General features: G+C 66.3%; 20 protein-coding genes. 17 read left to right on the top strand and 3 right to left on the bottom strand.

Annotation, left to right across the window (positions count from 1 at the left end):
• Nucleotides 1-26: 26 nt before the first annotated feature.
• On the bottom strand, nt 27-1361 hold the full coding sequence (gene glnT / locus QZ471_RS19360; protein WP_295466848.1) for a type III glutamate--ammonia ligase: 1335 nt from the start codon (nt 1359-1361) through the stop codon (nt 27-29).
• Nucleotides 1362-1636: 275 nt separating this feature from the next.
• Between glnT and QZ471_RS19355 the strand changes: the two genes are divergently transcribed.
• From QZ471_RS19355 to QZ471_RS19315, 9 genes are all read left to right on the top strand, one after another.
• Entirely contained in the window at nt 1637-2236 is a 600-nt protein-coding gene (locus QZ471_RS19355) for an XRE family transcriptional regulator (RefSeq protein ID WP_295467294.1), read from the top strand.
• 193 nt (nt 2237-2429) lie between these two features.
• Nucleotides 2430-3293 (top strand): formyltetrahydrofolate deformylase, encoded by an 864-nt coding sequence (purU, locus tag QZ471_RS19350; RefSeq protein ID WP_295466846.1) that lies wholly within the window; start codon nt 2430-2432, stop codon nt 3291-3293.
• Nucleotides 3290-4162: a bifunctional methylenetetrahydrofolate dehydrogenase/methenyltetrahydrofolate cyclohydrolase FolD gene (gene folD, locus QZ471_RS19345; RefSeq protein WP_295466844.1), complete on the top strand. Its 873-nt coding sequence runs from the start codon at nt 3290-3292 to the stop codon at nt 4160-4162. Before purU ends, folD begins: the two co-directional genes overlap by 4 nt.
• Nucleotides 4163-4175: 13 nt before the next feature.
• Nucleotides 4176-5417, top strand: a complete 1242-nt coding sequence (locus tag QZ471_RS19340; RefSeq protein ID WP_295466842.1) for an FAD-dependent oxidoreductase — start codon at nt 4176-4178, stop codon at nt 5415-5417.
• A gap of 9 nt (nt 5418-5426) precedes the next feature.
• A complete protein-coding gene (locus QZ471_RS19335; protein ID WP_295466841.1) occupies nt 5427-5723 on the top strand; it encodes a sarcosine oxidase subunit delta in 297 nt (98 codons plus the stop codon).
• Complete coding sequence (locus QZ471_RS19330) at nt 5720-8623, top strand: FAD-dependent oxidoreductase (protein ID WP_295466840.1); 2904 nt, start codon at nt 5720-5722, stop codon at nt 8621-8623. Before QZ471_RS19335 ends, QZ471_RS19330 begins: the two co-directional genes overlap by 4 nt.
• The gene (locus tag QZ471_RS19325; RefSeq protein WP_295466838.1) at nt 8620-9309 is read left to right on the top strand and encodes a sarcosine oxidase; all 690 of its coding nucleotides are present in this window, start codon (nt 8620-8622) and stop codon (nt 9307-9309) included. The genes QZ471_RS19330 and QZ471_RS19325 overlap by 4 nt, the downstream gene beginning before the upstream one ends.
• Nucleotides 9306-10118, top strand: a complete 813-nt coding sequence (locus QZ471_RS19320; RefSeq protein ID WP_295466836.1) for an IclR family transcriptional regulator — start codon at nt 9306-9308, stop codon at nt 10116-10118. Before QZ471_RS19325 ends, QZ471_RS19320 begins: the two co-directional genes overlap by 4 nt.
• A gap of 67 nt (nt 10119-10185) precedes the next feature.
• Complete coding sequence (locus QZ471_RS19315; protein ID WP_295466834.1) at nt 10186-10752, top strand: NUDIX hydrolase; 567 nt, start codon at nt 10186-10188, stop codon at nt 10750-10752.
• Between the two features lie 11 nt (nt 10753-10763).
• Here the strand turns inward: QZ471_RS19315 and QZ471_RS19310 are convergent, their stop codons facing one another.
• Nucleotides 10764-12170 (bottom strand): cytosine permease, encoded by a 1407-nt coding sequence (locus tag QZ471_RS19310; protein WP_295466832.1) that lies wholly within the window; start codon nt 12168-12170, stop codon nt 10764-10766.
• A 261-nt stretch (nt 12171-12431) separates the two neighbouring features.
• Between QZ471_RS19310 and QZ471_RS19305 the strand changes: the two genes are divergently transcribed.
• From QZ471_RS19305 to QZ471_RS19280, 6 genes are all read left to right on the top strand, one after another.
• On the top strand, nt 12432-13469 hold the full coding sequence (locus QZ471_RS19305; RefSeq protein WP_295466830.1) for an LLM class flavin-dependent oxidoreductase: 1038 nt from the start codon (nt 12432-12434) through the stop codon (nt 13467-13469).
• A gap of 84 nt (nt 13470-13553) precedes the next feature.
• Complete coding sequence (locus tag QZ471_RS19300; RefSeq protein WP_295466828.1) at nt 13554-14144, top strand: amino acid synthesis family protein; 591 nt, start codon at nt 13554-13556, stop codon at nt 14142-14144.
• Between the two features lie 13 nt (nt 14145-14157).
• Entirely contained in the window at nt 14158-14997 is an 840-nt protein-coding gene (locus tag QZ471_RS19295) for an alpha/beta fold hydrolase (protein ID WP_295466826.1), read from the top strand.
• Nucleotides 14994-16475, top strand: coding sequence for an aldehyde dehydrogenase (locus QZ471_RS19290; protein ID WP_295466825.1), 1482 nt, complete (start codon nt 14994-14996; stop codon nt 16473-16475). The genes QZ471_RS19295 and QZ471_RS19290 overlap by 4 nt, the downstream gene beginning before the upstream one ends.
• Before the next feature lie 15 nt (nt 16476-16490).
• Complete coding sequence (locus tag QZ471_RS19285; RefSeq protein ID WP_295466823.1) at nt 16491-16976, top strand: flavin reductase family protein; 486 nt, start codon at nt 16491-16493, stop codon at nt 16974-16976.
• A gap of 172 nt (nt 16977-17148) precedes the next feature.
• Nucleotides 17149-17904 carry a GntR family transcriptional regulator gene (locus QZ471_RS19280; RefSeq protein ID WP_295466821.1) on the top strand — a complete coding sequence of 252 codons (756 nt, stop codon included), beginning with the start codon at nt 17149-17151 and terminating at the stop codon, nt 17902-17904.
• Between the two features lie 47 nt (nt 17905-17951).
• Here the strand turns inward: QZ471_RS19280 and QZ471_RS19275 are convergent, their stop codons facing one another.
• Nucleotides 17952-18239: a DUF1330 domain-containing protein gene (locus QZ471_RS19275; protein ID WP_295466819.1), complete on the bottom strand. Its 288-nt coding sequence runs from the start codon at nt 18237-18239 to the stop codon at nt 17952-17954.
• A gap of 79 nt (nt 18240-18318) precedes the next feature.
• Here QZ471_RS19275 and ribBA point away from each other — a divergent pair, with 79 nt between their 5' ends.
• Together ribBA and QZ471_RS19265 are read left to right on the top strand one after the other, a co-directional pair.
• The gene (gene ribBA / locus QZ471_RS19270) at nt 18319-19428 is read left to right on the top strand and encodes a bifunctional 3,4-dihydroxy-2-butanone-4-phosphate synthase/GTP cyclohydrolase II (RefSeq protein ID WP_295466817.1); all 1110 of its coding nucleotides are present in this window, start codon (nt 18319-18321) and stop codon (nt 19426-19428) included.
• Between the two features lie 190 nt (nt 19429-19618).
• Nucleotides 19619-20641 carry an ABC transporter substrate-binding protein gene (locus tag QZ471_RS19265; protein WP_295466815.1) on the top strand — a complete coding sequence of 341 codons (1023 nt, stop codon included), beginning with the start codon at nt 19619-19621 and terminating at the stop codon, nt 20639-20641.

Genomic DNA, 20641 nt, shown 5'->3' with positions numbered 1-20641 from the left:
AAAGGTCGGGAAAGAATTCAGAGCGATCAGAAGAATTCGGTGTAGCGCTGGATCTCCCAGTCGGAGACGTGGCGGCTGTATTCCACCCACTCCATGCGCTTCAACTTGATGAATTCGTCGACGATTTCCGGGCCGAGCATCTCGCGGAACAGCGGATCGGCATCCAGGGCATCGCAGGCTTCCTTGAGGCTCTGCGGCAGGGTCTCGATGCCCCGCGCGGCGATGGCCTCGAGGCTCAGGTTGTAGAGGTTCTCGTTGCAGGGCTCGCCTGGGTCCAGCTCGCGCTCGATGCCGTCGAGACCGGCGGCGATGATGGCGGCGCTGACCAGGTAGGGATTGCACCCGGCATCGGGCAAACGGAATTCCAGACGGCCATAGGGCACCCGGACCATCGCCGAGCGGTTGTTGGCGCCGTAGGCGATGAAGGCCGGTGCCCAGGTGGCGCCGGACAGCGAGCGTCCCACCACCAGACGCTTGTAGGAGTTCACCGTGGGCGCGGCGAAGGCGCATAGCGCCGGACCATGGGCCAGCAGGCCCGCGAGGAAATGGTAGGCCAGCTTCGATAGCCCCATGCCACGCGGATCGCTGTCGTCGTGGAACAGATTGCGGCTGGTGGCGCTGGCCAGCGACAGGTGGAAATGCATGCCGTTGCCAGCGCGCTTGGGATCGGGCTTGGGCATGAAGGAGCAGATCATGCCCAGTTCGTTGGCGATCTCGCCGGCAGCCATGCGGAAGAAGGTGAAGCGATCCGCCGATTCCAGCGCTTCGCTGTAGGTGTAGTTGATCTCGAACTGACCGTTGGCGTCTTCGTGATCGATCTGATAGATGTCGAAGCCCACCGGTTGCAGCGCTTCGGTGAGCTTTTCCAGGAACAGCCGCGAGCGCGACAAGCCCTTGTAGTCGTAGCAAGGCTTGTCCAGGGTGTCGCTGCCATCCACCAGGGACAGCTTGCCGGCTTCATCGCGGCGCATGAGGAAGAACTCGGGCTCCAACCCTGTGTTCAGGCTCCAGCCCCGCTCGCTCAGCCGCTGCACCTGGCGCTGCAGCACGTAGCGGCTGTCATAGGGATGTGGCTTGCCGTTGACGTGGCCGATGCACACCACCCGCCCGTAGCCGGCTTGCCAGGGTACCGGGATCAGGGTGGAGAGATCGCCGCGGGCCATGAAGTCCGGACCATGGGGCTCCATGCCCATGCCGCAGATGGCGAAGCCGGCGAAGCCCGCGCCCTCTTCCGCCACGGCCGCGAGGCCTGCCACCGGCACGGACTTGGTCTTGGCGGAACCATGGATGTCGACGAACTGGGCCAGGACGTAGCGGATACCGTGCTGGTCGATGAGGTGCTGGGTTTCGCTGGGCAACATGACGGGCTCCTTGGTCGAGATCGGCTATATTCCCAATGGGAATTTATTCTTCTCAACAGGAAAGCAAGGAATTTGCCAAGTCGCGTCGGTTTCACCTGTTGGTATGCCAAAAACTCGCGGACCGCGAGTTAACCCTGCGGATCCCAAGGAAAATCCAGGCAGCAGCCCCCGAGGACTTTTTCCGGCATGATGGGATCCACATCGGACGCCCAGATGCATCCGCCCTCTTTCCTGCACTTTACTGGTGCGAATTTTTTATTCTCAATACTAAAATGATGCAAGAATCTCCGAATCGTGAGCCACGCCTGAAGATCGAGCAGTACATAGGTATCCAGATTCGCCGCCAGCGTCAGGATCAGGGTCTGAAGACCGCCGACGTGGCGCGCATGGCCGGTATCAGCCAGGGCATGCTGAGCAAGATCGAGAACGCCCAGGTCTCCACCAGCCTGGAAACTCTCGGCCGGCTGTGCGACACCCTGGGCCTGCCGCTGTCGCGACTGTTCAGCCAGTACGACCAGCAAGAGCGCGACGCCCTGCTGGTCAAGGCCGGCGAGGGTCTGGAGGTAGTACGCCGGGGGACCGACAAGGGCCACACCTATCACCTGCTCAACCATTCCCGTGGGCCGAAGAAGAGTCTGGAGGCCTATCTCGTCTCCATGGACGATGCCAGCGAGGAATTCCCCACTTTTTCCCATCCCGGTACCGAGTTCATTCACCTGCTCGAAGGCAGCCTGGTCTATCGCCACGGCAACCACCTCTATGAGATGGGCCCGGGCGACAGCCTCACCTTCGACAGCGACATTCCCCACGGCCCGGAGCGGCTGAACCAGGTGCCGATCAAGCTGCTGTCGATCATGACCTTCAAGGATGACTGAGCCTCGTCCGCCTCACCGGTGAAAGGCGATTTCACCGGCGAAAACGCGTAGATAACTGACAGGAAAATTTTATTACTCGACTCTGGACGAGGGCTCGCGCTTGCCCTATAAAAGCTTTCGTGAATTTTATATTCCCAACAGGAAATACCGCCGCAGCGAAATCTTCCTCCACTGGTGAAATCCGGACGCGAACATGGAAACCTTGCCCACCTACATCCTCAACGTCAGTTGCCCGGCCACCTCGGGCATCGTCGCCGCCGTCAGCACCTATCTCGCCCGTAACGACTGCTACATCGCCGAGATGGCGCAGTTCGACGACGATTTCACCGAGCGCTTCTTCATGCGCACGGTGTTTCGCTTCAATCCCGGCGCCAGTACCGGCATAGAGGCGCTGCGCGATGGCTTCGCCACGGTCGCGGCTGACTTCGCGATGGAATGGGAGCTGTACAGCACCGCGCGCCCCACCCGCGTACTGCTGATGGTGAGCAAGTTCGATCACTGCCTCACCGACCTGCTCTATCGCCACCAGAAGGGCGAGTTGCCGATGGAGATCACCGCCATCGTCTCCAATCACCTGGACCTGCGCCCCATGGCCGAACGGGAAGGCATCCGCTTCGTCTACCTGCCGGTGAGCAAGGACAACAAGCACCAGCAGGAGATCGAGCTGCTGCGTCTGGTCGAGGAAACCGGGACCGAGCTGGTGGTGCTGGCGCGCTACATGCAGATCCTCTCGGACGAGCTATGCAAGGAACTGGCCGGCCGCGCCATCAACATCCACCATTCCTTCCTGCCCGGCTTCAAAGGCGCCAAGCCCTACCACCAGGCCTTCGAGCGCGGCGTCAAGCTGATCGGCGCCACCGCCCACTACGTGACCTCGGACCTCGACGAAGGCCCGATCATCGAGCAGGAGGTGCAGCGCGTCGACCACGGCTATCGTCCCGAAGACCTGGTCGCCATCGGCCGGGATACCGAGACGGTGGCGCTGTACAAGGCGGTGAAGTACCACATCGAGCACCGCCTGTTCCTCAATGGCAATCGCGTGGTGGTGTTCCGATGAGCGCCCTGCTCATCGACGGCAAGGCCGCCGCCGCCCGCCTGCTGCAACGGGTCGAGCTGGATGTGGCCGAACTGCGCGAACGCGGCATCCAGCCCGCCTTGGCAGTTATCCTGGTGGGCAGCGACCCCGCCAGCCAGGTGTACGTGCGCAACAAGATCCGCCGCGCCGGCGAGGTAGGTATCCGCTCCCTCAGCCATGAATTGCCGGCGGATCTTGAGCAGACCGAATTGCTCGGCCTGATCGCCACGCTCAATGCCGACCCGGAAGTGCACGGCATCCTGGTGCAATTGCCATTGCCGCCACAGATCGACGAGGCGGCGGTGATTCAGGCCATCCGCCCGGACAAGGACGTCGACGGTTTCCACCGCGAGAACGTCGGCGCCCTGGCCCTCGGCCAACCCGGCCTGGTGCCCTGCACCCCGGCCGGCTGCCTGCGATTGCTGCAGGACCAGTTGGGCGATCTCACCGGCCGCCACGCGGTGGTGGTCGGCCGCTCCAACATCGTCGGCAAGCCCATGGCCGCCCTGCTGTTGCAGGCGCACTGCACGGTGACCCTGGTGCATTCGCGCAGCCGCGACGCCGCCGCACTGTGCCGCCAGGCCGATATCCTGGTGGCCGCGGCCGGCCAGCCCGGCCTGATCACCGCGGAGTGGATCAAGCCCGGCGCGGTGGTCATCGACGTCGGCATCAATCGCGTGGAGCACGCCGGCGGCGCCCGGCTGGTGGGCGACGTCGCCCCCGAGGTAGCGGCCGTGGCCGGTGCCCTCACCCCCGTGCCGGGTGGGGTCGGGCCCATGACCATCGCCTTGCTCCTGCACAACACCCTGAGCGCCGCCCAGCGCCAGCACCCCCACGCCGTCGCGACCTGACCGGGAGCCCACCATGCCTTTCAGCCTGTTGAAATACGGCCTGTCCGCCGAGTACCCGGTGGAGGTCGACCTGCCGCCACCTAAGGAACTCAAGTCCAGCTACGACGTGGTCATCATCGGTGGTGGCGGCCATGGCCTGGCCACCGCCTACTACCTGGCCAAGTACCACGGCATCACCAATGTCGCGGTGCTGGAGAAGGCCTACCTGGGCGGCGGCAACACGGCGCGCAACACCGCGGTGATTCGCTCCAACTACCTCACCAGCGAAGGGGTGAAGTTCTACATCGAGTCGGTGCGGCTGTTCAAAGAGCTGTCCAACGAATTCGACTTCAACATCATGTATTCCGAGCGGGGCCAGCTGACCCTGGCGCACACCGACGCCACGGTGCGCGCCTTCCGCCAGCGCGCCGAGGTAAACAAGCACTTCGGTGGCCGCACCGAGCTGATCGACCGCCAGCAGATCCGCGAACTGGTGCCCTGCCTCAACCTCGATCCCGGTCACCTGCCAGTCCTGGCCGGGCTCTGGCACATCGATGGCGGCACCGCCCGCCACGACGCCGTGGCCTGGGGCTACGCCAAGCAGGCGGCCAAGCGCGGCGTGGAGATCCACCAACTGACCGAGGTGCAGGACTTCGTGGTCGAGCAGGGTCGGATCGCTGCCATCAAGACCAATCGCGGCACGGTGCGCTGCGGCTGTGCGGTGCAGGCGGTGGCCGGTACCAGCTCGCTGCTGATGAACAAGCTGGGCATCCGCGCGCCGCTGCACACCTACCCGCTGCAGGCCATGGTCACCCAGCCGTTCAAGCCCTTCCTCGACCCCCTGGTGAGCTCCAGCGCCCTGCACTGCTACGTGCAGCAGACCAGCCGCGGCGAGATCGTCTTCGGCGGCGGTTCGGACCCCTATCCGCTGTACCACACCCGCTCCACCCTGGACCTCAAGGAAAGCCTGCTGGCCCACGCCATCGAGATGTTCCCCTTCATGGCCAATGCCAAGCTGATGCGCCAATGGGCCGGGATGACCGACATGACCCCGGACTACAGCCCGCTGATGGGCCTGTCGCCCATCGAGGGGTACTACCTGGACGCCGGCTGGGGCACCTGGGGTTTCAAGGCCACGCCCATCTGCGGCAAGACCATGGCCGAACTGGTGGCCAGCGGCGGGCGGGTGCCCGAGCTCATCGCCCCCTTCGGGCTCGACCGGTTCAGCCGCTTCCAGCAGGTCAACGAGATGGGCGCCACCGCGGCCAGCCACTAAGGAGCTGTCATGAAGATTCTCACCTGCCCGCTCAACGGGCCGCGCAACATCAGCGAATTCACCTACGGCGGCGAACTCAAGGCCATGCCCGATCCCAAGGCCAGCAGCACCGCCGAATGGGCCGACTACGTCTTCAACTGCGAGAACCGCCGGGGAGTGGTCACCGAGTGGTGGCTGCACAACGCCTCCAGCTACTGGTTCCTGGCCGAGCGCCACACCGGCACCGACGAGGTGCTGCGCACCTTCGATCCCCGCGAGCTGTTCACCCAGCGCGTCGACTTCACCGCTGCGGAGGTGCGCTCATGACTCGCCTGCCCGCCCCCATGGGGCTGCTGATCGACCGCAACCGCCCGCTCGCCTTCAGCTTCGAAGGCCAGAGCTACCAGGGCTATGCCGGCGATACCCTGGCCAGCGCCCTGCTCGGCGAGGGTCGCTGGCTGCTGTCGCGCTCCTTCAAGTACCACCGCCCCCGCGGCCCCCTGACCCTGGCCGGCCAGGATGCCAACACCCTGGTGCAGCTGCCGGACGAACCCAATGTGCTGGCGGATGAATTGCCGCTGCGCGAAGGGCTCACCGCCAGGGCGCAGAACGTCAGCGGCAGCCTCGAGCGCGACCGCGACGCCCTGCTCGGCAAGTTCTCCAAATTCATGCCGGTGGGCTTCTACTACCGGGCCTTCTACAAGCCCAAGGGCATGTGGAAGCGCTGGGAGCCGCTGATCCGCAAGAAGGCCGGCCTCGGCGTGCTCGACCTGACCTTCGTTCCCACCTACCACGACAAGGCCTATCTGTTCTGCGACGTGGCGGTGATCGGTGCCGGACCCGCCGGTCTCGCCGCTGCGCTGGCCGCCGCCCAGGGCGGTGCCGAGGTACTGCTCATCGAACAGCAGCCGCTGCTCGGCGGTGCCCTGGCCTGGGGCCGCTTCGGCCTCGACGCCGGCCAGGGCGAAGGGCTGCGCGAAGAACTGGTAGCCGCCGTGCGCGCCGAACCACGCATCCGCGTACTGGAGTCGGCCGTGTGCAACGGCTGGTTCGCCGACCACTACCTGCCGGTCATCCAGGGCAACCGGATGTTCAAGGTGCGGGCGCGGCAGACCATCCTCGCCAGCGGCGCCTTCGACCAGCCGGTGATCTTCCGCAACAACGACCTGCCCGGCATCCTGCTGACCAGCGCCGCCCAGCGCCTGATGCGCCTCTATGGCGTGCGGCCGGGCCAGCGTGCCGTGGTCCTGGCCGGCAACGACGATGGCTATCTGGCCGCCCTCGACCTGCAGGAGCAAGGGGTCGCCGTCGCCGCCCTGATCGATCTGCGCACGGAACCGCGGGACGCCCAGTTGCTCCAGGCGGTAAGCGCGCGCGGCATTCCCGTGCACCTCGGCCATACGGTGTACGAGGCCCACGCCGATGCCGATGGTCGCCAGCTGGCACGGGTCGACGTCCGTCCCATCGTCGGCCAGGGCCAGGTCGGCCCCGCGGGCCTGACCCTGGACTGCGACCTGTTGTGCATGTCCGCTGGCTACATGCCGGTCTACCAACTGGCCTGCCAGGCCGGCGGTACCCTGGGCTACGTCGACGACCAGGCCGCCTTCAGCCTCGGCAACCTGCCGCGGGGTCTGCACCTGGCCGGCTCGGTCAATGGCCGTCATGCGCTCCCGCGGGTGCTGGCCGACGGTCGCGCCGCCGCGGCCCGCGCCCTGGCCGAACTGGACCTCGCTCCGCTCGCCACGGAGCAGACCCATGCCGACGATAGCCAGGTCAACTTCCCCTGGCCGATGTTCGCCCACCCCCAGGGCAAGGAGTTCGTCGACTTCGACGAAGACCTGCAGATCGCCGACATCGTCAACGCTACCCGCCACGGCTATCGCGATGTCCAGCTGGTCAAGCGCTTCTCCACCGTCGGCATGGGCCCGTCCCAGGGGCGCCATTCGGCACTGCCCACCGCGCGCCTGGTGGCCGCCGCCACAGCGCGCAGCGTCAGCGACACCGGGGTGACCACCGCCCGACCGCCCTTCACCGCGGAAAAGCTCGCCCACGTCGCCGGCCGCGCCTTCGATCCCTATCGGCGCACCGCCATGCACCGCCGCCACCTGGAACTGGGCGCCAGCCTGATGCCGGCCGGTGTCTGGCAACGACCGGCCTTCTACGGCCCGGCCAGCGAGCGCCAGCGCTGCATCCAGGCCGAGGCCCGCCAGGTGCGCGAGGGCGTGGGACTGATCGACGTCTCCACCCTGGGCGGCCTCGATGTGCGCGGCCCCGATGCCGCCGAGTTGCTGGAGCGGGTCTACACCTTCGGTTTCCGCAAGCTGCCCGTAGGGCGCACCCGCTATGCGCTGATGACCGCCGAGGACGGCGTGGTGATCGACGACGGCGTGGCCGCGCGCCTGGGCGAGCAGCACTTCTATGTGTCGGCCACCACCAGCGGCGTCGACCATGTCTATCGCAGCCTGCTGAAGTGGAACGCCCAATGGCGGCTGGATGTGGACATCGCCAACGTCAGCGCCGCCTTCGCCGCCGTGAATCTGGCCGGTCCGCGCTCGCGAGAGGTACTGCGCGAGCTGTGCCCCGAGCTGGACCTGGCGCCGGAAGCCTTCCCCTACCTCGCCGTGCGCGAGGGCCGCGTCGCCGGGATTCCCGCCCGGCTGTTGCGGGTCGGTTTCGTCGGCGAGCTGGGCTACGAGATCCATGTACCGGCGCGCTTTGGCGAGCGGCTCTGGGATGCACTGATGGCAGCTGGGGACCGCTTCGGCATCCGGCCCTTCGGCGTCGAGGCCCAGCGGCTGCTGCGACTGGAGAAGGGCCACGTGATCATCGGCCAGGACACCGACGGCATGACCCATCCGGCCGAGATCGACATGGGCTGGGCCATCGGCCGCCAGAAGCCCTTCTTCGTCGGGCAGAAGTCCATCGAGATCCTGGAAAGCCAGCCACTGCGACGCAAGCTGGTCGGCTTCACCCTGCCGGCGACCGCCAGCCAGCCGCTGGAGGGCCACCTGGTGCTGCGCGGCGCCGATATCGCTGGCAACGTCACCTCCTGCGAATTCTCCCCCACCCTCGGCTGCATCGTCGGCCTGGCCTATGCCGCCGTCGACCAGGCCGAGCCCGGCACGACCCTGCCGATCCGCGTCGAAGGGGGCGAGATCGTCCAGGCCACGGTGGCACGCCTGCCCTTCTACGATCCCCAGAGCCAACGCCAGGAGTTAGGAGCATGAACCAGCCCCTCATGAGTTTCGACGAGCGCAGCCCCCTGGCCGAACTCCAACTCGATGCACCCGTACTGCAGCATCATGGTCGGATCTTTGCCAAGCACCTGAGCGAGGACGATGAGGCGGGCTTGCTGCATCGCGGTGGCCTGGCCGACCTGTGCAACCTCCCGCGCTTCGGCCTGCGCGGTCCGGCCGCCGCCGGCTACCTGCAGGGCCAGGGCTATGTCCTGCCGGAACGCCCCAACCAGGCACTGCGCCAGCCTGCCGGGGAATGGCTGCTGCGGCTGTCCCAGAGCGAGTACCTGCTGCTCGGCGCCCTGGCCGATGGCGGTGCGCGGGTCGCCGCCCTGGAAGCGGCGGCTGCCGACCTCGGCCCCGGTTGCTACCCGCTGCCGCGCCAGGACTCCCACGCCTGGCTGATCCTCACCGGGACCCAGTTGCCCGCGCTATTCGCCAAGCTATGCGGCGTGGATCTGGGCAAGCCCTTCGCCGTCGGCCAGGTGGTGCAGACCTCGGTGGCCCGACTCAACGCCATCCTGCTCAATGCCGGCGACGGCGACCTGCCGCATGTCCACCTGCTCTGCGACCGCGCCAGCGCCCACTACCTCTGGCATGTGCTGCTGGATGCCCTGGAGGAGTTCGACGGGGGTGCCCTGGGTGTCGCGGTGCTGCTGGAGGTGGGTATCCCATGAACAGCGTTGCCGAAGCGACCGCAGATAGCGACAGTGACTACCTCGTCCCCGCCCTGCTGCGCGGCCTGCGGGTGCTGGAGCTATTCGGTCCCGAGCGACGCCTGCTGACCATGCAGGACATCGCCGACGGCCTTGGTGGCTCGACCTCGTCGGTCTATCGCATCGTCATGACCCTCACCGAACTGGGCTATCTGGAGCGTCACTCCAAGACCGAGTACGGCCTGGGCATCAAGGTGGTCAGCCAGGGCTTCGCCTACCTCGCCAGCCGCGACCTGGTGGATATCGCCCAGCCGCATCTGGAGCGGCTGCGCGACGTCACCTCACTGTCCTGCCACCTGGGCGTCCGTGATCGTACCGAGGTGGTCTATCTCTACCGCGCCATGGCCAGCCAGCGGCTGACGGTGAATGTCCCGGTGGGCACTCGCTTGCCCTGTACCCGCACCGCCCTGGGCCGGGTACTGCTCGGCGGCCTCGACGAGGAGGCCCTGAGCGCCCTCTACCAGTACGAGCGCCTGGACGACCAGCCACCACCCGCGCCCCGCACCCTGCCGGAGTTGTTGCGCCTGGTGGAGGAAGACCGCCGCCAGGGTTGGGTGCTGCACCGCTCCGACTACTCCACCGCCATCGCCACCGGCATCCGCGATCACCGCGGCCAGTTGGTGGCAGCGCTCAACGTCTCCGGCCCCGATGCCGTGATGGACGCTGCCGCGACGCGGGAATGGGTCGGCGCCATGCTGGCCGAGACCGCCGCGCGGATCGCCGCCGAGCTGGGGCATCGCCCCCAGGCTGACCTCCCGCGCCCCGGCTAGGCCTTTGCTGCGATCTGGTATACCGTAAGACCAGAACAATCAACGCAGTGGCCAGCCCGAGGTCAGCATGAGCCTTTCTCCGCGTTTCTGCTGCCAGTGCGGCAGTGCCGAGCTGGTCCGCCGTCGGCCTCCGGGCGACAGTCACGAACGCTTGCAATGCACTGCCTGCCAGCATGTGATTTACGACAATCCGCGGGTGATCGCCGGTTGTCTGGTGGAGTACGAGGGACGCTATCTGCTCTGCCGCCGGGCCATCGAACCGCGGCGTGGCTACTGGACCCTGCCAGCAGGCTTCATGGAGAACGGCGAGAGCGCCGAGCAGGCGGCCTTGCGCGAGACCTGGGAAGAAAGCGGCGTCCGTGCGCGCATTCTGGCGCCCTACTCCATCTTCAACGCCACCACGGTCAACCAGGTCTATCTGATCTTTCGCGCGGAGCTGGTCGAGATCAACGCCGACGCGGGTCCCGAGACCCTGGAGCGGCGCTTCTTCGCGCCGGAGGAACTGCCCTGGGCAGAGCTAGCCTATCCCTCGATCCAGCAGATCCTCGAACGCCGGGTCCGGGAGCAGGCCCTGGGTCGTCACGGCCTATACCTGGGCACCGCGGATAGCGGCCAGCTCCACACCCTGGGCTGACCGCGCCTGGCTCAGCGCGACGTCGCCGCCTGCAATCGCGCTGCCTGGGCGGGCGACCCCTGGTAGGCCAGCCAGAAGTACAGCGGGCAGGTGACCAACAGGCCGACCAGCCACGACAGGTCCGCGCCCGCCACCAGTTCGGCATAGGGCCCCTTGAACAGCGCCGTGTTGGCGAAGGGCAGCTGTACCAGGATGCCGACGGCGTAGGCAGCGATGGCATGGCCATTGAAGCGGCCGTAGCGACCGCCGTCGGCGGCGAACAGCGAGGGGATGTGGTAGTCGCCACGCTTGATCAGATAGAAGTCGATCAGATTGATCGCCGCCCAGGGTACCAGGATCATGGTCATGGCCAACACCAGGCCGATGAATCTCTCGATGAAGTCGGTCGAGGCCATCAGCGCCACCCCCGAACACCCCACCAGCACCAGGCTGGACAACACCACCTTGACCTTGACGCCCGGCGTCCAGCTGGCGGCGAAGGTCTGCACGCAGGTGATGAGGGAGAGCACCGCGCCATAGAGGTTGAGGGCGTTGTGGCTGATGATGTTGAGCAGGAACAGCACCATCAGCACCGGGCCGAGCCAACCGGTGGCCTCGGCCACCGCGGCCATGGTGTCGCCGCCGGCCGGCACCGCCAGCACCGCCACCACACCGAAGGAAAACGCCAGGATGGTACCCAGGGTCGCGCCGAGATAGGTGGCCCAGAAGGGTCGGGCGATGCCTACGGATTCCGGTAGATAGCGTGAATAGTCGCTGGTGTAGGGCGAGAAGCTCAGTTGCCAGATCACCCCGAGCGACAGGGTGGCAACGAAGCCGCTGGCGGTGAACCCGCCGCGGGTGAGGAAGTCCGCCGGCAGCGGCCGGCTGAGCATCAGGGCGAAACCGGCCAGCAGCGCCGCGCCCATCACCCAGGTGCCCCAGCGGTTGAGGCTATGGATGCAGCGATAGCCGATCACCCCGATGACCGTGGCACTCAGGGCGCCGAGCACGATAGCCAGCGGCATGGGCACCGCCGGCACCAGGCCATGGATGGACTTGCCAGCTAGTACCACGTTGGAGGTGAAGAAGCCCAGGTAGATCAGCGCCGTGACGCCGACGATCAGCAGCGCCCCATAACGACCGAACTGGCCACGACTCTGCACCATCTGCGGGATGCCCAGCCGTGGCCCCTGCGCCGAGGCCAGGGCCAGCACCACCCCGCCGAGCAGATGGCCGAGCGCGATGGCGACCAATCCCCAGACCAGATTCAGGTGGAAGGTCTGGATCACCATGGCCCCGGTGACGATGGGCAGCGGGGCGATATTGGTGCTGAACCAGAGGGTGAACAGATCGCGACTATGGCCGTGGCGTTCGGTCGGAGCGACATGATCCACGGTATGGGTTTCGATGGCGACGGCGGAGCGAGGGGCGGCGGACATCCAGGCATTCCATTGTTGTAGTTGTGGAAGACGCCTGCTGGACAGGTCGTCCTGGTCAGAGGAAAATATTATGGTATACCAGATTACGCAACCGCCTTTTGCCAGGACCTAAGTCGTCGCCACACGGGAATACGACACCCCTTGCCATGTCGCGTATTATGGTATACCAATAACGACATCCACCGGCCGCGCTGCCGAGTACTGTCAAACAAGAGCCAGCCGGGCCCCGCCCCGAGCGGGCAGACAAAGAGGTAGGCACCTATGAAGTTTTCCCTGTTCGTGCACATGGAACGCTGGGACGAGAGCGTCAGCCATCGGCAACTGTTCGAAGAACTCACCGAGCTGACGCTGCTGGCCGAAGCCGGCGGCTTCTGCACCGTCTGGGTCGGCGAGCATCACGCCATGGAGTACACCATCTCCCCCAGCCCGATGCCCATCCTCGCCTACCTCGCCGCTCGCACCTCGACCATCCGCCTCGGCGCCGGTACCCTGATCGCGCCCTTCTGGCACCCCCTGCGCGCGGCCGGTGAATGCGCCCTGCTCGACGTGATCAGCGAAGGACGCATGGAAGTAGGCCTGGCCCGCGGTGCCTACCAGGTGGAATTCGATCGCATGGCCGGTGGCCTGCCCGCCACCGCCGGCGGCAAGCACCTGCGCGAACTGGTCCCCGCCCTGCGCAAGCTCTGGGAAGGCGACTACGCCCACGACGGCGAGATCTGGCAATTCCCCACCTCCACCAGCGTGCCCAAGCCGGTCGGCACCCCGCCGGTCTGGATCGCCGCGCGCGACCCCGACTCGCACAACTTCGCAGTGGCCAATGGCTGCAACGTCATGGTCACCCCCCTGATGAAAGGCGACGAAGAGGTGGTGGATCTCAAGCACAAGTTCGACAGCGCCCTGGCCAACAATCCCGGCGTCGCCCGGCCCAAACTGATGGTGCTGCGCCACACCCATGTGCACGCCGCCGAAGAGCCCGAGGGCTGGAAGATCGGCGCCCAGGCCATCGGCCGCTTCTACCGCACCTTCGATGCCTGGTTCGGCAACAAGGAAACCCCGGTCAATGGCTTCCTCGCGCCGAGCCCGGAAGAGAAATTCGCCGGCCGCCCCGAGTTCGAACTGGAGAACATCCGCAAGAACACCATGATCGGCACCCCCGACGAAGTGATCGCCCGCCTGCGCCATTACGAGGAACTGGGCGTCGACGAATTCAGCTTCTGGTGCGACAACAGCCTGCCCTTCGCCGAGAAGAAGAAGTCGCTGCAGCTGTTCATCGACCAGGTGGCACCGGCCTTCGCCTGACCGCCGGGCCGCTCGGAGACGATCGGCCGTAGCACGCCTAAGGCGATGGCATACCATCATTTAACAGACACATCAGGAGTCAACATGAGCTTCGAAATCCGCAAGGTCGTCACCTATCTCGAAGAGACCCATATCGAAGGCGGCAAGGCCACCGACAAGCCGGTGACCATGGCCGGCGTTGCCGTGGTGATCCGCAACCCCTGGGCCGGCAAGGGCTTCGTCGAAGACCTCAAGCCGGAGATCAAGGCCCACTGCTCCGATCTGGGCGCCTTCATCGTCGAGCGCCTGACCCGTGCCATCGGTGGCGCCGAGCGCATCGAGGCCTATGGCAAGGCGGCCGTGGTAGGCGCCGATGGCGAGATCGAACATGCCTCGGCGGTGATCCACACCCTGAGATTCGGCAATCACTACCGCGAGGCGGTGAAGGCCAAGAGCTACCTGAGCTTCACCAACAAGCGCGGCGCCCCGGGTACCTCCATCCAGATCCCCATGATGCACAAGGACGATGAAGGCCTGAGGTCGCACTACATCACCCTGGAAATGCGCATCGAAGATGCGCCGCGCGCCGACGAGATCGTGGTGGTGCTGGGCGCGGCCGATGGCGGTCGCCTGCATCCGCGCATCGGCAACCGCTACATCGACCTAGAGGAACTCGCGGCTGAGAAGGCTCGCTGAGGAGAACCCGCGAATGATCCGGTCTACCGACGCCAAGACCCCTGCCGGCACCGCCTTCAGCATCGCCGGCGACGGCAGCCCCCTCGTCCTGATCCACGGCGTGGGGCTCAGCAAGCAGATGTGGGGCGGTCAACTCGCGGGACTCGCGCCACGTTACCAGGTGATCGCCTACGACATGCTCGGGCACGGTGCCAGCCACCTCCCGCCGCCGGACGCGACCCTCGACGACTACGCCGACCAGCTCGCCGAGTTGCTCGATCATCTCGCCATCCGTACGGCTACGGTGATCGGCTTCTCCATGGGTGGCCTGGTCGCCCGCGCCTTCGCCCTGCGCCATCCGCAGCGACTGGCTGCGCTGGTGATCCTCAACAGCGTGTTCAATCGCTCCGTGGAGCAGCGCACGGGGGTGCTGGAACGCACCCGCCAGGCCGAACTGGAAGGCCCCGACGCCAACCTGGATAGCGCCCTGGCGCGCTGGTTCAGTCGGGAATACCAGGGCGCCAACCCGGCGCAGATCCAGGCGCTGCGCCAGGCCTTCGCCAACAACGACCCCCAGGGCTACCTCACCACCTACGCCCTGTTCGCCACCCAGGATCGCTACGGCGCCGAGCGCCTCGACAGCATCCAGGTGCCGACCCTGGTGGCCACCGGCGAACTGGACAGCGGTTCCACTCCGGAGATGGCGCGGCAACTGGCGGCGCGGATTCCCCAGGCGCGCACTGCCGTGCTGGCCGATCAACGCCATATGATGCCGGTCGAGTCACCCAAGCTGGTCAACGCCCTGCTGCTGGACTTCCTCGACGACGCCCTGGGCACGGCTTCCTCCACCTCCATCAAGGGACACGTGGCATGACCCTGCAACGCTTCCAGATGTGCATCGACGGCGAATGGACCGAGGCTCGCGCGGGCCGCACCTTCGCCAGTCTCAATCCGGCCACCGCCGAGCCCTGGGCCGAGCTGCCCGATGCCGACGCCGAGGACGTCGAGCGCGCCGTCCAGGCCGCCCAGCGCGCCTTCGAGGCGCCCGCCTGGCGCGGCCTGACCGCCACCGCCCGCGGCAAGCTGCTACGCCGGCTGGGCGATCTCATCGCCGAGCACAAGGAAGCCCTGGCCCAGCTGGAGAGCCGCGACAATGGCAAGCTGATCCGCGAGACCCGCGGCCAGGTCGGCTACCTGCCGGAATTCTTCCACTACACCGCGGGCCTGGCCGACAAGCTCGAAGGCGGCACCCTGCCCCTCGACAAGACCGACCTCTTCGCCTACACGGTGCACGAGCCGCTGGGCGTGATTGCCGGCATCGTGCCCTGGAACAGCCCGCTGTACCTGACCGCCATCAAGGTCGCCCCAGCACTGGCCGCCGGCAACACCGTGGTCATCAAGCCCTCCGAGCACGCCTCCGCCACCATCCTGGAACTGGCGCGGCTGGCCCTGGAAGCCGGCATCCCGCCCGGGGTGTTCAACGTGGTGACCGGCTATGGCCCGGGCGCCGGTGCCGCCCTCACCCGCCATCCGCTGGTGCGCAAGATCGCCTTCACCGGCGGCGCGGCCACCGCCCGCCATGTGGTCCGTGCCAGTGCCGAGAACTTCGCCAAGCTGAGCCTGGAACTGGGCGGCAAGTCGCCCAACATCATCTTCGCCGACGCCGACCTCGACAGCGCGGTGAACGGTGCGGTGGCCGGCATCTACGCCGCCTCCGGCCAGAGTTGCGTGGCCGGTTCGCGACTGCTGGTGCAGGACGAGATCTACGAGGAATTCGTCGCCCGGCTAGTGGAACGTGCCCAGCGCATCCGCATCGGCAATCCCCAGGACGACGCCAGCGAGATGGGCCCCATGGCCACCGAGCAGCAACTCGCCATCGTCGAACGGCTGGTGGGCGAGGCCCTGGCCGAAGGCGCCACCCTGCGCCTGGGCGGCAAGCGGCCCGACACCGGTAGCGCCGGTTGGTACTACCAACCCACCCTGCTGGAATGCGACCGGCACTCGCTGCGCATCATGCAGGAGGAAGTCTTCGGCCCGGTGGCCGCGGTGATCCGTTTCAAGGACGAGGCCGAGGCCCTGCGCCTGGCCAACGACAGCGAGCTGGGTCTCGCCGCCGGCATTTGGACCCGTGACCTGGGCCGCGCCCATCGCCTAGCGCGGGATATCCGCTCCGGCATCATCTGGGTCAACACCTATCGCGCCGTCTCGGCCATGGCGCCGATCGGCGGTTTCAAGAACAGCGGCTACGGCCGCGAGAGCGGCATCGACTCGGTACTGGCCTATACCGAAACCAAGACGGTATGGATCAACCTGTCCCAGGCGCCGATGCCCGATCCCTTTGTGATGCGTTGAATGAGGTTGGCAGTCATGATCGATCCCGCAGTCTACAAGCAGGTAATGGGCGCCTTTCCGTCCGGCGTCACCGTGGTCACCACCCTGGATGCCGAAGGCAATCTGGCCGGCCTGACCGCCAGCGCCTTCAGCGCCCTGTCGCTCGACCCGGCGCTGGTGCTGTTCTGTCCCAACTACAGCTCCGACACCTATCCCCTGCTGCGCGATGGCAAGGGCTTCGCCATTCACCTGCTGGGCGCCGAGCAGCAAAGCATCGCCTATGCCTTCGCCAGCAAGGGCAAGGACAAGACCAAGGGCATCGAGTGGACCCGCAGCGCCCTGGGCAACCCGCTGCTGGCCAACGCCACCGCGGTGATCGAGTGCGAGCTGTGGCGCGAGTACGATGGCGGCGATCACGCCATCATCGTCGGCGCGGTGAAAAATCTCATCGTGCCGGAACAGGAGGTCGTACCGATGCTCTATCACAGGGGACGCATGGGGGCCGCACCGGTGCATGCCTGAGGCCGGCACGCTACCGCCGGGCTTATGAGCGCCAAGGGGGCGTGCTAGAATTCTGCCCTTTCGGACAGGCATGAGCCGGGCGGTGACAGCGGCCCGTGGTCGCCCCGGCGCGGCCGACTCCACGACCCGCCCCTCGTCCATCGCCTGTAGAACCGGTCCGCCAGGGAGCCCCATGAGACGCGCGCAACTCGACGACAGCTTCAAGATCACCCGCAGCCCCGTCACGCTTCGCGAGATGGTGTGCAACCGCCTGCGCCAGGCGATCCTGAACTTCCAGTTGCTGCCCGGTGACCGTCTGGTGGAACGCGATCTCTGTGACCGCCTGGGCGTCAGCCGCACCTCGGTACGGGAGGCATTGCGCCATCTCGAATCCGAGGGCCTGGTGGAATTCGCCGATGCCCGCGGACCGCGCGTAGCCATCATCACCCTGGAGGACGCCTGCGACCTCTATGAGCTGCGCTGCGTGCTGGAAGGCATGATCGTGCAGCTGTTCACCCTGCGTGCCGGTGCCAAGGAAATCGAGGCCCTCGAGCGCGCCCTGGCGGAAAACCGCGAGGCCCTGGAAGGCGCCGAGCTGCCGGAGGTGATCGAAAGCGTCCAGCGCTTCTACGACGTCTTGATGGAGGGCTGCGGCAACCGTGTCGCCGCCACCCAGTTGCGTCAGTTGCAGGCGCGCGTCAGCTATCTGCGTGCGACCTCGGTGTCCCAGACCAATCGCCGCCAGGCGAGCAATGCCGAGATGGAGCGCATCGTCGCGGCGATCCGCAGCGGAGACGCCCTGGCCGCCCACCAGGCCTCGGTCGACCACGTGCGCGCCGCTGCCAAGGTGGCCCTCGACTATCTCCAGCGCCAGCAGGAGCACGAGGGCGAAGTCGCCCGCGAACTCTTCGTGCCCCGGGTGCAGGACGAGCCACGCATCGAGCGCTAGGCCGTCTTGTAGACGCCAGGCGTGGCTTCAACCACGCCCGCACACCATCACACGCCCTCGACGATGAAGATCTCCGCCCTCGCCGCCGACTGCCGATGGCCGCAGGCCTCCTGGTATTCCGCCGAGCGATAGCAGGCTAGCGCCTGCTCGTAGGAATCGAATTCGATTACCACCCGGCGCGTCGCCCAACCGTCCCCCTCCAGTTGCTCGGCCCGTCCACCCCGGGCGAGGAAGCGACCGCCATAGCGGGCGAAGGCCGCAGGGGCACGGTCGGTATAGCCGCGATAGGCGTCGGGATCGGTCACGTCGACCTGGGCAATCCAATAACCTTTCATGGAGTTTCACCTCTTTCGCCGTGGTTTGTCTCATGGTATACCAGATTACAAAGCAATTCAGCCTACCCGTGAGGTTACCGTGGCCATTCATCCCATCGAAGCGATCATCGAGGATTTCCGTGCCGGCAAGATGGTCATCCTGGTCGACGACGAAGACCGCGAGAACGAAGGTGACATCCTGCTGGCCGCCGACGCCTGTACCCCCGAGGCGATCAGCTTTATGGCCCGAGAAGCCCGCGGTCTGATTTGCCTAACCCTCACCGAAGAGCGCTGCCGCCAGCTCAACCTGATGCAGATGGTCAGCGACAACGGCACGGTACACGGTACCGCTTTCACCGTCTCCATCGAGGCGGCCACCGGGGTCACCACCGGCATCTCCGCCGCCGACCGGGCCCGCACCATCGAAGCCGCAGTGGCGCCTGATGCCACCCCTCGCGACCTGGTCCAGCCCGGCCATATCTTTCCCCTGCGCGCCCGCGATGGCGGCGTGCTGACCCGTGCCGGCCACACCGAGGCCGGTTGCGATCTGGCCCGCCTGGCCGGGCGCGATCCGTCCGCGGTGATCGTCGAGGTGATGAACGACGATGGCAGCATGGCCCGGCGCCCGGACCTGGAGCATTTCGGCGAACGCCATGGCATCAAGCTCGGCACCATCGCCGACCTCATCCACTACCGGCTACGCCATGAGCACACCGTGGTCCGCATCGGCGAGAGCGAGCTGCCTACCGTGCACGGTACCTTCCGCCTGCTGACCTACGAGGACCGCATCGAAGGTGGCGTCCACCTGGCCATGGTGATGGGCGACCTCGACCGCGAGACGCCCACCCTGGTGCGCGTCCACGCCCTGGACCCGCTGCGCGACCTGGTCGGCGCCGAGTACAGCGGTCCGCCGAGCTGGACCCTGTGGGCCGCACTGCAACGCGTCGCCGAGGAAGGCCATGGCATCGTCGTAGTGCTGGCCAACCACGAATCCTCCCAGGCCCTGCTCGCCCGGGTGCCCTCGCTGACCCAGCCCAGACGGCTGTTCGAGCGCTCCCAGTCACGCATCTATGCCGAAGTGGGGACCGGGGCCCAGATCCTGCAGGACCTGGGCGTCGGCCGCATTCGCCACCTCGGCCTGCCGCTGCGCTATGCCGGCCTGACCGGCTACGAGCTGGAAATCGTCGAGACCCTGCCCTTCTCCGGCTGATGGCAAAACGTCATGCGGGAAAGCTTGCAAAAGGTTTGGAATACCATAATATCGAATTACGCCAAGGCCTGATTCAGACGGGCCCGATAGAACAAGTCAAGGCCTCCTTTTTCTGGCCCCTGGCCGCACTGCTCTTAGAACGAACGAGGTCTCCAGGCCGCGTTGATCCAATAACAGAGAGGGCATCAAGATGTTGCTGAAGCGCAAAGTCGTAACCGTGGTCGTCGCCGGCCTGCTGGCCACCCTGGGCGCTCAAGCCCAGGCGGAAAGCCTCAACTTCACCAGTTGGGGCGGTACCACCCAGGACGCCCAGAAGAAAGCCTGGGCCGAGCCCTTCACCCAGCAGACCGGCATTCAGGTGGTGCAGGACGGCCCTACCGACTACGGCAAGCTGCAGGCCATGGTGCAAAGCGGTAACGTCCAGTGGGACGTGGTCGACGTGGAAGCGGACTTCGCCCTGCGCGCCGCCCAGCAAGGGCTGCTCGAACCCCTGGACTTCAAGACCATCGACCGGACCAAGATCGATCCGCGCTTCGTCAACGATCACGCGGTGGGTTCCTTCTTCTTCTCCTTCGTGCTCGGCTACAACCAGGGCAAGCTGGGCAGCAAGCAGCCCCAGGATTGGTCGGCGCTGTTCGATACCGCCACCTACCCCGGCAAGCGCGCCCTCTACAAGTGGCCGAGTCCCGGCGTGCTCGAATTGGCGCTGCTGGCCGATGGCGTACCCAAGGACAAGCTCTATCCGCTGGACCTGGACCGCGCCTTCAAGAAGCTCGACACCATCAAGAAGGATATCGTCTGGTGGGGCGGTGGCGCCCAGTCCCAGCAGTTGCTCGCCTCCGGTGAAGCGACCCTGGGCCAGTTCTGGAACGGCCGGGTCTATGCCCTGCAGCAGGACGGCGCGCCGGTCGGCGTGAGCTGGAAGCAGAACCTGGTCATGGCCGACATGCTGGTGGTGCCCAAGGGCGCCAAGAACAAGGACGCGGCCATGAAGTTTCTCGCCGAGGCGAGTGGCGCCAAGGGCCAGGCGGACTTCGCCAACCTCACCGCCTACGCGCCGGTCAATGTCGACAGCGTCGCCAAGCTGACGCCCGACCTGGCCAAGAACCTGCCCACGGCCTACGCCAGCGAGCAGGTGACCCTGGACTTCGCCTACTGGGCCCAGCATGGTAGCGAGATCGCCAGTCGCTGGAACGAATGGCTGGTGAAATGA

It is taken from the genome of uncultured Pseudomonas sp., assembly GCF_913774235.1.
In the GTDB taxonomy this organism is placed as follows: Bacteria; Pseudomonadota; Gammaproteobacteria; order Pseudomonadales; family Pseudomonadaceae; genus Chryseomonas.
The sequence above is the reverse complement of the archived record's forward strand: the minus strand, read 5'-3'. Positions and strand labels throughout refer to the sequence as shown.